Here is a 15,789-nt window from a genome sequence, read left to right as displayed (position 1 = left end):
ACATCAAAAATGGCCGTTTCCCTTTCGGGGAACGGCCATTTTTTACAATATACTACACTTAAGCCTCCAGAATCTTCTGTGCCATCATCACGAGGTCGAGCAGATCGATGACGCCGTCGTTGTTGAGATCCATATGCGCTACGGCGCTCCAGCCTGCGTCTTGCGACGTCATGCCGTAGTTGGCCGCCAGCTGCGCCAGATCGCCTACGCTGACTCTTGTGTCGCCGTTCACGTCGCCTGGCAGTTTTGTAATGACGAGCGACTTGAAGGTTTGCAACGCTTGGTTCAGCGCGAATACCGCTTCCTGGACTTGTTGCTGCGTCGGTTTGCCGCCGGCAACAACTGCCGCCGCATCGATCGCCGCTTGCAGCGCCGCTTTGGAACCCGCTTGGTATTGGCCGATCTTCGTGCCTTCGACCGCCGCATCGTGGAACGCTTGCGCTTCCGCAATCAGGTTGGTCAATGCTTGCTTGTCGATGAAGACGAGCTGCACTTGGTGCGGATCGCCGGCATCTGCCGTCATTTCCTTGCTAATATCGGCTAAGGTTGCGCGTTCCACACGGAAGGTGGCGACGGCTGCCGCATTCGAAGGTTTGGCCAGCCAATTCAGCTTCACCACGTTACCGTCAGCCGTGATGGCATGGTCCGTGCCTTCGCTTGCCAGCAAGATACGCACTTTCCCTTGCGCATCCGTGCTCGTGCCCACCACGCTAATGCCTTCTACGAGCGACTCCGCTCCTACGAATTCCACCGCATTCGGGTCATAAGAGATTTCGATATCTTGGGCAAGTACGGATGTCTTGACCTTGTTTAATCCATAGGTCAGGCTAAACGCGCCGCCTGTCTGCGCTTCCGTCTCACCCGCCAGCGTCGCTTGCGTGTTGCCGGATTCCACACGGACGATCAGCGAATTCGTTACCGAAGACGTCTCGCCGTTCTTATCCGTCACGGTGATCGTCACCGCGTAAGGGCTGTTCGTCTCGGCGCCCGCTGCAGGGGTGCCCGTGATGCGGCTCGTTGCCGGATCGAAGCTCAAGCCCTCCGGCAGACCGGTAACGTTCCATGCGTATGGCTCTGTACCGCCGCTTGCGCTAAGTACGAGCTGTTGATCATATGCGCTGCCGACGATGCCGGATGGCAATAACGCGTCAGCTGTCGGCGCTGTAATGGCTACCGCGCTCTCGGCCTTCAGGCTGTCGATGCGAAGGTCCGGCGCGTCGAATACGACGAATACTTTGTGCTGACCGGAAGGAACATTGCTAAGCGCAGCTTCTACTTCAACATAGCCGAGCTCGTTAACCGTCTGGTTCGCGGCTGTCGGCATCGTATAGGTTGTTTTGGCCGTTACCGGCACTTCGATCGTGGCGAATGGCGCATTGCTCAGGGAATCGGCACGAAGCGTGATCGTCCCGCCGTTACCGTTGCTGGCTACACGGGCTACGATGCTCTTCGCTCCCGTGAAGTCAGCTTTCGGAAGCGCAACCCATGAGCCTTGCTGCTTCGACATGACCGTGTAGTATTCGCCGGCTACTTTGTCCGCGCGAAGGCTCTCTACCGTGCGCGCCTTGGAAGCTTCCCGGTACACGACGCCCTCGGAAGCAAAAGCATGATCGAATACGTTAAAGCCGCTGCTTGCATGCAGCGCGGAGATGTCGCCGCCTGCAATCGTGATGTCTTTCGACTGACGGATATCTTCGGACGAATGGCCGACCGACAGCGTGTACGAACCGTTCTCCACGACATAGTCGCCTTTGTTGACATCCCACAGCGCAAAGTCTTGCGGGTCGACGGTGAGCGTAACGATTTTATGCTCGCCTGCCGTCAGGTCGACTTTCTCGTAGCCGACCAATTTCTTGTCGGCGATCTCGTTGCCGTAAGCCGAACCGTTCTTCTTCGCGTACAGCTGGACGATCTCCGAAGTCGCGACCGAACCTTCGTTCGTAATTTCGACGGAGACGTCGAACGTGGATTCGCTGCTCGCGCTGCTTGGCGCGCTAAAATCTTTGTACGTAAATTCGGCATAGGAGAGGCCGTAGCCGAACGGATACGTAACCGGCGAATCGGTATACATATAAGTCAATTTGGCTTGAGCCGGGTCCGCGTTGTTCATGTCAACCGTATAACGCGGGTCGAGTTGGCTGAGCGTCGTCGAATTTCCTTCCGGAATCGAATAGCGGTCGATTGCAGGCAGACCGGACATATCCGCGTACCATGTCGCCGTCAATCTGCCTGTCGGCGCGTAATCGCCATAGAGCACATCCGCAAGACCTTGCGCGTCGTACTCGCCGGAATATGGCTGCGTCACGATTGCCGACACGTTCGGGTCATTCTGAATTTCTCCCATGATGACCGGCGAGCTGGCTGCGAGGACCACGATCGTCTTTTTGTTCTTCGCTGCAAAAGCGGCCGCAACCTGTTTGACCAGCTTGTAGTCGTTCTCGCCCAGGTACAGGTCGGCGCGGTCATTGCCTTCGCCTGCGCTATTGCTTGGATGGCCGCCGACAAATACAAGCGCATAGTCCTGCGTCTCTGCCAGTGCCGCTGCATCAGCGCCTGCTTGCTTCACGACGGTCTTCTCGAACTTCACTTCGTCCGTGCGCGTGTTGAAATTGCCGATATTGCCGATCGTCGAAGCTGCTGTCGCCACCTTGCCGTCGGCTGCCGTCGTCAAGAAACGGCCATTGTAGATGCCCGTCTGGAAGCCCAGGCCATTGGCAACGATCGAATACGAAGCATCGCTATTGCTCTCGACGCGCAGCTTAGGAGGAACGGTACTGTTATTGCTAACCGACGTCAGCGTCGACCAATCCGAGCCTGTCAGCAGCAGGGCTGCCGTTGCCGTATTGCCCACGGCCGCACCGTTCGTCGTCGGCGCCGTCAGCCATCTGTTGTTCAGCTTGGAAGCCAAGCTATGCGCTTGCTGCCCCCAGTCATAGACTTCGAAGAGCTGGGCATTCGTGAACTCGTTATTAACCGGCGTGTAATCCGCCGTCAATTGCGTGCCTGCATCCGCACCGGCCGTCACGTATTTGCCGTTTGCCTTCGACTTCAGGGCGACGACTTCATTGCCGGTGGCGAACTGGACATTGGAGGCGCCGATCGTATTCAGAATCTCATACAACGGCGTCTTGCCTACATCCGGAAGATTCGGCGTGCTCGCCGCGTATTGCGCCCGCATTCTCATGTCGGCGTAAGTACCGATCACGGCCGCCTTCTTATCCTTGGCGAGCGGAAGCGCGCCGTCGGTATTCTTGAGCAGCACGACCGTTTCCCTCGCGGCTTGCTTGGCGACTTCTTGGTGCGCCGGCGTGCTGAAGCTGGTCAGATTCGTGGAGACATCCTTCGCTTGATTCGCGAACGGGTAGTTGATCGGAATGCCGTTAGCGTCGACCTCGTTGAAAATCCCCATGCGCACCAGCTGGTTCACCAGCGGCCGTCCCGCTTCCTGGACATCCTTAAGCGTAATGCCGTAGACGCCTTCCTTGACGGCGCCCGCGAGCGTGACGACATCCGTTTTGTCCGTGCCGGAAGCGCGGACGGATTCCGAATGCGCGAGCACCATCAGCGCAAGGGCATGCTTGCGGTCTACCGTATATTGCGTATCGTAACCATTGCCGAAGTTGGTGTTGAACAGGTGGTTCTCGCCGTTGAAGTCCGGGGAGGAATACATGCCGAACCGCGACAGGCTGTTGCCCAAGATCAGATAAGGCGAGATGATGTTCGGTACCCCGTTCGTCCGGCCGAAAGAAGTCATGATGCCCGATACCGAGCCGGACTCCAGCCCCTTATAGGCTGGCGGAGTCTGGTATTCGTAGATTGCCCTGGCGCCAGCGGAAGTGCTGGAAGATTGGCGGTACCATTCGGCATTGTACATTGAGAAATGCTTCGTCCCGACGACGGCCCGGATCCAGAAGCCGTCTTCGCTTGCGGTTTGGTTTGTGCCGGATAAGCCTGCCGCCATCTCATCGACCATCGTCGCCGTTAAGTACGGGTCTTCGCTATACCCTTCCGGGAAGCGGCCGTTAAGCGGATTGATGCGAACGTCGGAGAGCGCCGTGAAGGCGATGCTCCGGGACGTATTCGAGCCGTTGTGGATATTAGCCGTTCCCTGCTTGACGTTCAGCTGGCTGATCTTCTCGCTGCCCATCACTTGGCCGACTTCGGTGACCAGCTCTTTGTTCCACGACTGTCCAAGACCGACCAGCGCGGGAAAGTCGGTGGATACGCCGTATACATTGTCCGCTGCGGACAGGCCGCCCGGTACGGTCTTTCCTTTAATCGGGTTGTCGTCCATCACGAAGGTGTAGTTATCCCGGATGCCGGTCGCATAGAGCGCTGCCCCTTCAAGCCCGATGTATTCGTAATAGGCATCGACGAAAGCATCCAGATGCGCCGGGATGCCATCGAACAACGGCATGCCGTCGAATATGCCGCCTACTTGCTTCTTGAATGTCACGCTCTCGTCGGCCGCCGACGCAGCTGCCGTTCCCGGCAAGGCCGGGATGACGCCTCCCGCGAATAACGCGGTCGCCAGCACCATGGCGGAGGCCCGCTTGCTCCAATTCGTTCTAAGACTGTTCATTCGTGCACCGTCCCCATTCCATCGAAAGTTACGATGATGACTGACCTGTTGGCACTTTAAGCTCATTGGTTTGCGCTCAAGATCGCAAGATCGAGAACGCAGCGCCTGAGCGGTTGAAACGCAAGCTGTCTGATCCCCCCAATTACTGAATTGCTTCAGATGCTAAAGGCTTAAGCAACTTCGCTTTGCAACCTTAGTGTAAGCGTTTGCGGAACGTAACATAAGTGTGTCAAACTTCGGATACATTCCGTATTTTTCAGGATGGATTATAGATACAAAAAGGATCGGGATCTCCAATAGACGCAAAAAGAACCGGAATAGTCTCCGGTTCTTCAGGTCAATCTTTATCGGAATTTGCTTGTCTTTCCTATACAACTATGCTAACTAACCTTTCACCGAACCCATCGTCAGTCCGCCGACAAAATACTTCTGCAGCGCCAGGAAGGCGAGCAATAGCGGCAATGCGCATAGGATACAGGCCGCGAACAGAACGTTCCACTGCGCCGGATTCTGCTGGTCGCCGAGGAACCCGAGCATGGCCACCGGCAATGGAGCATCGCTTGCTTTGGTGATGAAGACCATGTTGAAGAAGTAATCGTTCCAGATCCATACCCCTTGCGTAATGACGACGGATACCGTCACCGGCAGGATGAGCGGGAAGACGATCTGCCAGAAGCGGCGGAACATGCTGCAACCGTCGATATGGGCCGCCTCCTCGATCTCCTCCGGCACGCTGCTGCGAATGAAGCCCGTGTAGAGGAAGGTCGAGAACGGCAGACTGCACGTAATGAACATCAGGATCGGCGTATATTGGTTCATCGGGATACCGAGCCCCTTGATCATCTGAATGATCGGGATGAGCACCATCTGGCCGGGCACGACGAGCCCTGACAGGAAGAAGATGTACAGGAACCGGCTGAACTTGCTGCGGATTCTCGCCATCGGATACGCGGCCATCGCAGCCAGCACCACGACGAAGAATACGGACACCGACGTGAGGACAATGCTGTTCCACAACGCGGACATAAAGTGCATCCGAGTGAATGCCGACTGGAAGCTCTCCAGCGTAAATTCGTTAAACCAATTGAGCGGATTGGTCATGTTCTTCGGCGACCGGAGCGAGCTGGAGAGCACGATCAGGAGCGGGACGAGATTGATGAAGACGAGCGCGATAATGACGAGATGGGTCAGCAGTTTCTTGGCGGCAATCCCCTTCATTATGCCGACACCTCTTTTCGGTTCAACGTGAAGACGCAGATCGCCGTAATGGCGATAATCAGGGCGAACGAGATAATGCCGAGCGCCGAGGCTTTGCCGAACAACTGGTCGGTGAAGGCCATTTTGTACATCGCATAAATGAGCGTGTTCGTCGACGTGCCCGGTCCGCCGTTGGTCATGACGAACGGATAGTCGAACGCCTTCAAGCCGTTAATAATGCTGAGCGTGATGTTGATCGTCACGGAAGTCGCCAGCATCGGCAGCGTCACGAACCGGAACAGCTTCCAACGTCCTGCCCCGTCGATCCGGCCCGCTTCCTGCAGCTCGTACGGAACCGATTGCAGACCGGCAAGGAAGATGATCGTGCTCGTGCCGATATTTTTCCAGATATCGACCGCAATGATCGCATACAGCGCCTTGCCGTAGCTGCCGAGGAAATTCGTATCGACATCGCCGAGGCCAATCTTGGTCAGAAAGGAAGCAATCAGTCCATCGCCAGGCATATACACGTAACTCCATATGAATCCTACCACGATCGCGCTGAACAGCGTAGGAATGTAAAAGGCCGAGCGGTAGAAACCTTTGGCCCTAATATTCGCATTGAGGAGAAGCGCAAGCATAAGCGCAATGATGTTGCCGAATATGACCGTAATGAAGGTGTAGATCAACGTGTTCTTGACCGACACGCCGAGGATTTCCTCTTGGAATAAGGTCTTGAAGTTGCTTAAGCCCACATAATTGAACGATTGCACATAGCCGTTGTAATCCGTCACGCTGTATTGGAACAGCTTCAGAATCGGGAATATCCAGAACACGCAATAGAATAGCATAGCGGGAAGAACGAAGAAGTACATCGTTTTTTTCATGACGGCACTGTTCATGCTGCTTCTTTCCTTTCCTTAGGCCAAATGTTGCCGCTAAGGGAGCGCATCAAGCGCTCCCGGCGGCATACTCGCCTCGATTAACCTTTATACAGCTCTTTGTACTTATCTTGCATCGCCTTCGTAACGTCCTCGGCCGTTGTCTTCTTGCCGCCGATAATCTCGGAGAACTTCGTCTGCATGACGTCGCTCACGCCCGCCGGCCACATTTGGTTGGAGAAGTAGAACGCATGACCCGTGCTCTGAATATTGTCCAGTACGTCCTTGAAAATCTCGTTCTTCAGCTCGACGCCGTTAAATACGCTGATCGACGGGTTCGACTCTACCCAAGCTTGGAACAATGGCGACTGACCGTCATAGAGGTACTCGAAGATTTGCTTGCCGATCTCGAGGTTCTTGGAATTGGCATTCAGCGCATAGCCTGCCGCAGTCGCAGCCGAAGCGTAGACCGGCTGGCCGGCATCGTTGCCCGGCAGCGAGAAGAATCCGCGCTCGAACTCGGAAGCGCCCGTAGCCGTTACGCCCGGAAGATCCCACGTACCGGTGAAGATCATCGCCGCCTTGCCGTCGACGAACTGCTGAACGGCTTGCGCGCTTGCCATGCCGAGCGAGCCTTTGGCCACATACTCTTTGTCATACAATTCCTTGTATTGATTGACCGTCTTCACCCATTTCTCGTCGGTCAGCGCCGTCTCGCCGGTCTGAAGCTTCGTATCGAAAGTCGGATCGGACGGGTAGACGGAGTTCGCGGACAGCTGGTACATGCCGAACTGGATGACCCATGGATCTTTGTCCCCCATGACGATCGGGGTGATGCCCGCGGACTTCAGCTTATCCGATGCCGCCAGGAAGCTCGCCCAATCCTTCGGAATCTCCGTAATGCCTGCTTGGGCAAACAGATCTTTGTTGTAATACGTGCCGAGGATATCCATCCCCTTGGCTACAGCGTAAGGCTTCCCTTCATAGCTCATATCGTTCTTCGCGGCCTGGCTGACATTGTCCCAGAAGCTCAGTCCCGACAGATCTGCGGCATAGCCGGCTTTGGCTACTTCGATCGCGCCCATGTTCGCCATGTTCGGGAAGACGAGGAAGATGTCCGGGCCTTCGCCTGCGGCAAGTTTCGCTTTCACCGACGTGTAATATTGCTCATCCGGCAGCTTCTGCACTTCGAGCGTCACGTTCGGGAATTTCTCCTTCACGAGCTTAGGCAGCGTCTCCAGCTCAAAGTCCGCGTCTTCTGCCGCCTTCGCGCCCGATACAAGCATCGTCAGCGTTACCGGGTCTGCTGCGGCGTTCGTTGTCGTGCCATTGTTCGTGGTGTTCTCTGTAGCGGCATTCGTTGTCGTGTTGCCTGCTGTATTGTTACCGCCAGCATTGCCGTTCCCGTTATTATTGCCTCCACAAGCGCTGAGCAGCACCATTGTGGATGCGAGCACAAGACCGGCGGATTTCATTTTGCTTACTTTCATATTCGATTCCCCCTGTTTCGGTAGTCGATCTATCGTTCTTACACTTCTTATTCTAAAGCGCTTTCCATCCGGCCATAAGCGAGTCATTCTTTGTAAAAGTTCCGCATTTTTCAGGTGGGGGATGGGAGGGGCTACGCCCCTTTGGACCCCATCTAGTAACTTCCCTACCCTCCAAGGAGGACTTTTTCCCCTTGCCCTCTTTTCGCCCTAACCACTTCATACTTTTCCCTCGCCCCTTCCCCCTCCGCCGGGGGAACCAAGGGCCCCGGCCCTCTGGACACCCAGAATAGGCGAACCTTCCACGCGGCCGTCTTCGATCTGTCCTTTCGAGAGGAGCCCGCTATTGTCCCGGCGGAATGCTGCAAGTCATTGCGACTTGCAGCATTCCACTAAGTTGGACAAAGCTCTTGGTTCGAGCTTCGTTCGTTACGGTTTGCCTCGGGAGCAGACCTGGTTATTCCGTGCCTTAATGTGTGCATACAGCTATTCCTCGCTTAACGTCCGCTCCGCGGACACGCTTTACCTTTTAGTTCATATACGAATCACGGTCCTCTTTGAATAGCAAAAGGCGTCATTGGGATGTATCCCAATAGCCTTTTTTGCTTTGATGGTATACGTCCGTGTTGATTTCTCTTGAAGCAAATGGACAGTGTGATCCCAATATATGGTACATTTATAGTAGGAATAAGTTCATGTAAGGAGAGGAGTGCGATTATGGTTAGCCAAGAATCAAGGGACATCATTGAAAAATATATTGAAGCCTACAATTCATTTAACATTGAAAGCATGGTTGTACTCTTGCACCAAGACATCCTTTTCAGGAATATTTCCAATGGAGAAACGACCACGGAGATCAGAGGAATACAAGCATTCAGAGCATTGGCAGAACAATCGTCAACCCTTTTCTCCAGCCGCAGTCAGATAATAACCGATTACAGTGCTATTAATGACATCGTAGAGGTTAGTATCGATTATGAAGGCGTTCTTGCCGTGGACTTCCCTAACGGATTAAAAAGCGGGGATACGCTGCGATTAAAAGGAATGTCGAAATTCCAAATTATTGAAGGAATGATCGCACTAATTGAAGATCACAGTTGACTGCAGCCCTATCCATGAGAAGCACATCGGTTTAATGGCTTGGCTACTCTTTACAAGGAGGTTACGGCGTGATTGAGCGTTTATTAGGCGAGATTAAAGCCCTGCTGCAGGATGACCTGCCAGAGCTAGCGGCCGCTTTAAGGCCGGCCGCCTCGATAGAGGACATTCGCGGGGCAGAAAGAACGATGGGTGTCGAATTTCCGGCACCCCTGCGGGAGCTTTATTTGCTGCACGATGGAGAAGAAGCTGACGGTACGGGCCTTTTTTGGGGACTGCGTTTTCTGCCGTTGGACGAAGTCGTTTCGAGCTGGCATACGTGGTCAGACCTAGAGGAAGCGTATGGGGCGATGGGCGACCATTATTCGGTCCCTTCGGGTTGGATTAAGGAAAGTTACATCAATGTGCAGTGGATCCCGTTTGCTGAAGACGGGGGCGGCAACCATCTTGGTGTGGATCTGGATCCCGACGAACAGGGCTTAAACGGTCAAATCATCAACTTCGGCCGCGACGAACAAATGAAGTATGTCATTGCCCGCAACCTGACTGATTTTCTGCAATTTTTGCGCGACGAGCTGAAGAACGGCCGTTACACAGTAGAGCGTGACGACATTGATGTCATGTGGAACTACGGCGAAGAGGGGCATTTTCTCGATGCGATCCGGAACCTCTCCTTACCGGTTATCGATCCGATTCCTCCGACCGAAACGATGGCCGACAATTGGCAGCGTGATTGGACGGACAACTGGCTGCATCTGATTCAGGAGACGTACGGCAATACGCGGAAGTTTACCGACAGCCGCAAAATCTATCTGATCGGCAAGGCCTTGACCGACATCGGACCGCTTGCCCAGTGTACGAAAGTACAGGAGTTGGTTTTGACCGGCAACGAAATTTCCGATTTGGGACCGCTGCGTCATTGCCGGGAGCTCAAAGTGCTTTATCTCGCCCACAATCCGGTCGTCGATCTGGAGCCGCTAGCCGAATTACCGCTATTGTCCAAACTCATCATTCCTAATACGAAGGTTCTCAGTCTAGCGCCGCTGGCAGATCTGCCCAAGCTGCGCAGTCTCAATTGTGAAAACGCGCCGGTAGAGGATCTCTCCCCGCTATTGCGCTTAAAAAATTTACGAGAGCTCGTCCTGAATGATGTAACTCGGGAGCAGCTTGCTACTATTGCTCGGATGGTGAAGCTAACCCAGCTGACCTTATCGTTGGCCGACGGGGTAACTTCTAACGACCTGACGCCGCTCGGCAATTTGAAGCAGCTCGCCTCCATCACCATAAGCAATGCGACCTTACCTTGTCTTGATTTTTTACTTCCTTGCACGAAGTTGTCCGAACTGGAGCTGCAGAATACCGCCATCGCCGACATATCATCCGTAGCGAAGCTTCCTTCACTTCGTTCTGTTAAATTGTCGAGGTGCCCCAACATTGGCAACTTAGAGGCGCTTGCCACTTCGCTGTCGATTGACGAGTTCACCGGCAGCTTTGCGCAGTTCAGTTTGCTCAAAGATCTGTTCCCGCGAAAAGTCGACTTCTCCACCATTACAGGCGGCATGACGAAAGAAGAAGAGGAGCTTTGGCTGGCGCACGTGCACTGAACCGATCCAAGTCGTCAGGTATGATATGCACAGAGACGAAAGTAAGAGACATTATCCTTTCAAAAAAGAAGGTGAATGGATTCCTATTATACAAAGACACTCCTGACAACATATTATGTCAGGAGTGTCTTTGCATCTTTTCTCATTGTTTAAACGTGGCAGCCCCTAATTACCTTCTACCCGCTTACCTTCACCGCTCCTGATCGATCTCCTGCTGCAGCGCCGTGAGATAATCGAGCGGCGTATAGTCTTGCCTCGTCACCAACAGCTGGGCATTATCCCAGGCCATCAGCTGGGCCCCCGTGTCGAATTTGGCTTCGAACCAGAGGGCGCCTCTCTTCACGCCGTTGATTTTCTCCTGGACCATCTTCGTGAGCGGAGACACGTCTTCGGGCATGGCCGCAACGTTAAAGCCGGTCACCATGCCGAGATCATCCATCGCGCGGTCGCCGTAATGCTCGAATACATAGGCCATCCACCCGCTGACTTCCGGGGTATAGGCGGCCTTGGAGAAGGACGTCGTCAAGCCCGCGTTGACCGGATACTCGTCGAGCGAACCGCTGCCCCCTTTCACGAGCGGAATGCTGAAGAACCCGATGTTGTCCGCCCCGATCTTGTTCTGGTTATCGTCATTGAACGCGCGCAACTGCCAGCTGCCCATGTAGAACATCGCCGCCTTGCCTTGAAGGAACAGATTGACCGAGGCTGCCATATCGACTTCGTTCACGCGCGTGCCGTAATAACCGCGAAGCCCCATATCTTGCACCGTGGCCGCCGCCTCCACGAAGCCAGGGCTCGTCAACGTGATGTCGCCCCGGTCGACGCGGTCCATCACGTCCGCGCCGTACATCCGTATTGCGTAGGCATTGATGAGCCGGGTAATCGGCCATTTCTCTTTGCCCGCGACCGAGTAGGGCTGCACCCCATTCCGATGCAGGAAGGCCGCGATCTTCAGCATCTCCTCCCAGGTCTGCGGCTCTTGCAAGCCATATTTCCGGAAGATCGACTTGTTGTACCAGAAGCCTTCAATATTCATCTCGAGCGGAAGCGCATACAATCCTTCGCCTTCTCCGCCCGCGTACGACTTCAACAGGTCGACCGCTGCAGGGTTCAATTCGTCCATCAGCCCAAGGGCCGTGAACGCCTTCTCCACATCGAGCACCGCATCGCTCTGGATCAGGTCCTGCAGCGGCTTGCCGGACTGGTAGCTGAAGGCGACGGGCAAGTCGTTGCTGGCCGCCAGCAGCTGGACGCGCTGATTGAGATCCCGCTCGGGCAAATTCTCGAATTTGAATTTAACGTTCGGATGTAACGCCTCATATTCGCGGGATAGCTCGCTGATGATCTTCGCACTGCCTTCATTCTCCTTGTTCGAGCTTAAGTATAGAATCGTCGTCTGGTTTTCCTGCGTGCCATTGTCCGGCATGGCAGCCCGATTGCACGAGCTCAGCAACACGGACAACGAAATCGCGAGCAGCAGCACACCGGCCGACTTGAATCGACCGCGCCTCATGAGCCTTTCCCTTTCAGGCGGAATTGGCCCGGCGTCATGCCGGTGTATTTCTTGAAGACGACGGCAAAATGCCGGGCGTGATAGTACCCAACCCGCTCGCTGATCTCTTGCACCGGCACGCCTTCGCCGAGCAACTCCTTGGCCTTCTCCATCCGAATGTTGGTGAGATACTTGATGTAGGACAAGCCCATCTGCTCCTTGAATAAAAGACTAAAGTAGGTCACGTTCATTGCGACATGGTCGGCGACCTCCTGCTGCGTCAGATCTCTTCCGAAGTGGCTGTCGATATACTCAATCGCCTTCTCGACCGCGGCATGCTTCGCTTTGTTGCGAATGCGCAGCATCCAATCGATGATGCCTTCCATCTCCTTGCGTAGCCACGCCGCCATCTCTTCCATCGTCTGCATCCGGCGCAGCTCCATCTGCGGCAGGTAGCCGGGAGGCTTGATCTCCGCATGATTCCCGCCGGTCTCCTTCGCGGCTTCAAGTCCGAGCAGCACCAATCTTAGCAGCTCCATCTCCGCCTGCTCCGGTTCGAGCCGCTCTTTCTTGAACTCAACCAGGAAATTGTCGAGCGTGTTCATCAGGCTCGGCTTATCGCCGATGCGCAGCTGGAACAACACTTCTTCTTCGCGGTCGGACAGATGCGGATCGATGGCGGACGGATCGCCCAGCTCCTCGAATCGGGTCCATCCCTGATCCTCCAGGTACTTCCCGTACCGCAGCGCTCGCAGTGCCTCTTTATAACTAAGCGCCGCTTCCGCCGGGCTGCGATAGGTGCATCCGGATCCGATGGTCGCTTGCTCCTTGGCCAGCAGCTCATCCTTCCACGCTTCATCATTCAAGTCGTAATGGAAGATAACCGCCACATGTTCCTTGTCGACGCGGACGGGGATCAGCTTGTAGGAAGAGTCGCCGGTCATCGTGAACACGTCTTCCGAGCTGGCTGCAACCGTGACGCCGACGACCTGAGCTGCCTCCATGCCGGATTGCCCACGCCAATGGCTGACAGCATCTTCGCCGCCTTGCAGAACGAGGTCCTTCACCTTCTTCGCCAGTAGTTCCTGCTCCCATTCGTGCTTAAGCCGGGATACTTGGGATTGCGTCTCAATCCGCTCGACCGCTTTTTGGATGCCTTCTTTGATCTTGGCAAGCGTAATCGGCTTCTCTAAGTAGTCGATCACCCCGAGCGTCAGCGCCCGCTTCACATAGTCGAACTCGTTATACCCGCTGAACACGATGCATTTTGTATCCGGGAGTTCCTCGCGAATCGTCTCGATCAGCTCGAGGCCGTTCATGCCCGGCATGCGGATATCGGTCAGCACGATGTCCGGTTTATGTTCACGGACCGCTTCCAATGCGGACAGTCCGTCCTTGGCCGTGGCGACGAGTTCGACGCCGCACGATTGCCAGTCGATTAATTTGATGAGACCCTTCAGCACAATAAATTCGTCATCGAACAGCGCCGCCTTCAACATCGTATGCATGCTCCACCTTTCTCTCGTTATGCGGAAAACGCAATTCTACCGTCGTTCCTTCATCCACTTTGCTCTTGATGGTGAACGAACTGGTCGGACCATAGAACAACGTCAATCGGTCGCGGACATTGCGCATGCCGTAGCCTTGCTCGGTCTTGTGAATGTCATCCATCCCCACCCCGTTATCCGAGATCGTGAAGACGAGGAATTCGCCGTCGATCCGCCCGGTCAGCTTGATCCAGCCATCGCCGACCTTCGGCTCCAGCCCATGGTAAATCGCATTCTCGACCAACGGTTGCAGGAGCAGCTTCATCATCTCGAAGCTCTTAATTCCTTCTTCTACCTCTTCCACGTACTGGAACCGGTTGTCATACCGCATGTTCTGGATAATCATGTAATGCTCGATATGCTTGAGCTCCTTGAAGACGGGGATGAGCTCCTTCCCCTTGTTTAGGCTGAGCTTGAAACTCTCGGACAGCGAGAGCGCCATCTGGGCGATATCTTCCTTCTCTTCAAGCAGCGCCATGAAGTAGATCGAATCGAGCGTATTGTATAAAAAATGCGGTTTGATCTGCGCCTGCAGCGAGCGCAGCTCCGCTTCCCGCTCCTTCAATTGCGCGCTGAGCAGCCGGTCGCTCAGCTGCTGGTTGGCGGCAGCCATCCGCCGGAAGGTCTGACCGATCGCCCCGACCTCGTCGGCCACGAACGCCTCTTGATTGTCCGGTGGCGTGCTGCCCATCGCCCAATCGACGATCATTTTTTTCAACTGCAGCAAGGGCCTCGTGATGGTACCGGATACAAAATAAGAAACCATCAGCGCAATGCCCGCCATCAACCCGGCCATCATCATCGTGAAGGTGCCGATCCGGTCCGACTGCCGGAGCAGCGTGTCCGTCTCGACGAATTGGAGGAACATCCAACCGCTGGTCGAGTTCTTGTATTGGCTGTAGATGAACCCGGAAGATTCAAGACTGGCGAGCGTTGCGTCCAGGCTGTCTCCGAGACCGATCTCGGCCGTCAATTCGGGCCGGTAATCGTAGACGACGACCGGCTTCCGCTCGAACGTGTCGATAACGAGAAACCCGCTCTGTCCATCCTCGTTCACGGCTTGATCGAAGATCGACTTCTTGATGTTGATGACGAGCAGGCCGATCATGGAGCCGGACAGCCGATTCGGGTCCCGCAGCAGCTTGACGCTCGAGAAGGAACTGCTGGACGAGGAACCTTCGAGCACGTTGTAGCCGAAGAATACCTCTTTGCCCTTTGCCTTCACCGCGCGCTCGAACCAGTCGGTCTGCGCGATCTGGCCACGCGTCTCGTCGCTGCCATATTGGCCGGCCTGCTCCGAACGGCCGTAACAGACCGAACGGAAATTGCGGTCGAACAGGCAGATGGAGTCGATATTCTGCGTATCGAACAGGTTGGAGACGACGATATTCTGCAGCTTATTGGCCGTCCTCACGTCCAGCACCGCTTGTTCGTTCCCGCTGGTCCCGCTGGCGTACAGCTCCTTGCGCAGCTCGTCGTTCGAGAGGATGATCCGGTTCATGTTAATAATATTGCGCAGCAGCAGGTCCGCCACTTCGCTCGACGTTTTCAGATGTCCTTGGTTGGTCTGCATATGGTTCTGCACTAGCGTTTCCTTGGCAATGTTGAACGACACATAGCCGAGCACGAACAACGGAGGAAGCGACACGAGAATCATCGCCGTGAAGAACCGGCTTCGGATTCGAGGCTGGCGAAGCCATTGCATCAGGTGGCGAAACCATATTGTCATAGGGAACGTCCTTTTCTCGGCAATAGGAAAATATCGGATATAAGATGAAACGGCCTTCGCCGTCATTCATGGCGTTTTTGAACACTCCCACCACCTAAAGAGGTGGGGGATTCTTGGATTGTCAAACCTATTGGTTTGAAGTTGTCCTGCTGGTGCAGAACCCCAAGAGAAG

The 15,789-nt window shown here is 54.9% G+C and carries 9 protein-coding genes; 2 read left to right on the top strand and 7 right to left on the bottom strand.

Annotated features, from left to right (window positions below; translation table 11 throughout):
* Positions 1-58: 58 nt before the first annotated feature.
* The 4 genes from FHS18_RS16465 to FHS18_RS16450 all read right to left on the bottom strand — a co-directional run bounded on the left by FHS18_RS16465 (position 59) and on the right by FHS18_RS16450 (position 8,150).
* Positions 59-4,582 (bottom strand): glycoside hydrolase family 3 C-terminal domain-containing protein, encoded by a 4,524-nt coding sequence (locus FHS18_RS16465; RefSeq protein WP_183601190.1) that lies wholly within the window; start codon positions 4,580-4,582, stop codon positions 59-61.
* 384 nt (positions 4,583-4,966) lie between these two features.
* On the bottom strand, positions 4,967-5,800 hold the full coding sequence (locus FHS18_RS16460) for a carbohydrate ABC transporter permease (RefSeq protein ID WP_183601189.1): 834 nt from the start codon (positions 5,798-5,800) through the stop codon (positions 4,967-4,969).
* Positions 5,800-6,681 carry a carbohydrate ABC transporter permease gene (locus tag FHS18_RS16455; protein WP_183601188.1) on the bottom strand — a complete coding sequence of 294 codons (882 nt, stop codon included), beginning with the start codon at positions 6,679-6,681 and terminating at the stop codon, positions 5,800-5,802. The genes FHS18_RS16460 and FHS18_RS16455 overlap by 1 nt, the downstream gene beginning before the upstream one ends.
* A gap of 80 nt (positions 6,682-6,761) precedes the next feature.
* Complete coding sequence (locus FHS18_RS16450; protein WP_246427708.1) at positions 6,762-8,150, bottom strand: ABC transporter substrate-binding protein; 1,389 nt, start codon at positions 8,148-8,150, stop codon at positions 6,762-6,764.
* 714 nt (positions 8,151-8,864) lie between these two features.
* Here FHS18_RS16450 and FHS18_RS16445 point away from each other — a divergent pair.
* Positions 8,865-9,248 (top strand): nuclear transport factor 2 family protein, encoded by a 384-nt coding sequence (locus FHS18_RS16445; protein WP_183601187.1) that lies wholly within the window; start codon positions 8,865-8,867, stop codon positions 9,246-9,248.
* 68 nt (positions 9,249-9,316) lie between these two features.
* Complete coding sequence (locus FHS18_RS16440) at positions 9,317-10,849, top strand: leucine-rich repeat domain-containing protein (protein WP_183601186.1); 1,533 nt, start codon at positions 9,317-9,319, stop codon at positions 10,847-10,849.
* Between the two features lie 190 nt (positions 10,850-11,039).
* Here FHS18_RS16440 and FHS18_RS16435 read toward each other — a convergent pair whose 3' ends face one another.
* From FHS18_RS16435 to FHS18_RS16425, 3 genes are read right to left on the bottom strand one after another with little or no spacing between them, the layout of a single operon-like run.
* Positions 11,040-12,362, bottom strand: coding sequence for an ABC transporter substrate-binding protein (locus tag FHS18_RS16435; RefSeq protein WP_183601185.1), 1,323 nt, complete (start codon positions 12,360-12,362; stop codon positions 11,040-11,042).
* Positions 12,359-13,849, bottom strand: coding sequence for a response regulator transcription factor (locus tag FHS18_RS16430; protein ID WP_246427707.1), 1,491 nt, complete (start codon positions 13,847-13,849; stop codon positions 12,359-12,361). Before FHS18_RS16430 ends, FHS18_RS16435 begins: the two co-directional genes overlap by 4 nt.
* A complete protein-coding gene (locus FHS18_RS16425; protein WP_183601184.1) occupies positions 13,815-15,617 on the bottom strand; it encodes a sensor histidine kinase in 1,803 nt (600 codons plus the stop codon). Before FHS18_RS16425 ends, FHS18_RS16430 begins: the two co-directional genes overlap by 35 nt.
* Positions 15,618-15,789 lie beyond the last annotated feature (172 nt).

The sequence above is a fragment of the Paenibacillus phyllosphaerae genome (genome assembly GCF_014192105.1).
In the GTDB taxonomy this organism is placed as follows: domain Bacteria; phylum Bacillota; class Bacilli; order Paenibacillales; family Paenibacillaceae; genus Paenibacillus_Z; species Paenibacillus_Z phyllosphaerae.
Note: the sequence above shows the minus strand (reverse complement) of the source record. Positions and strands in the feature narration are given on the sequence as shown.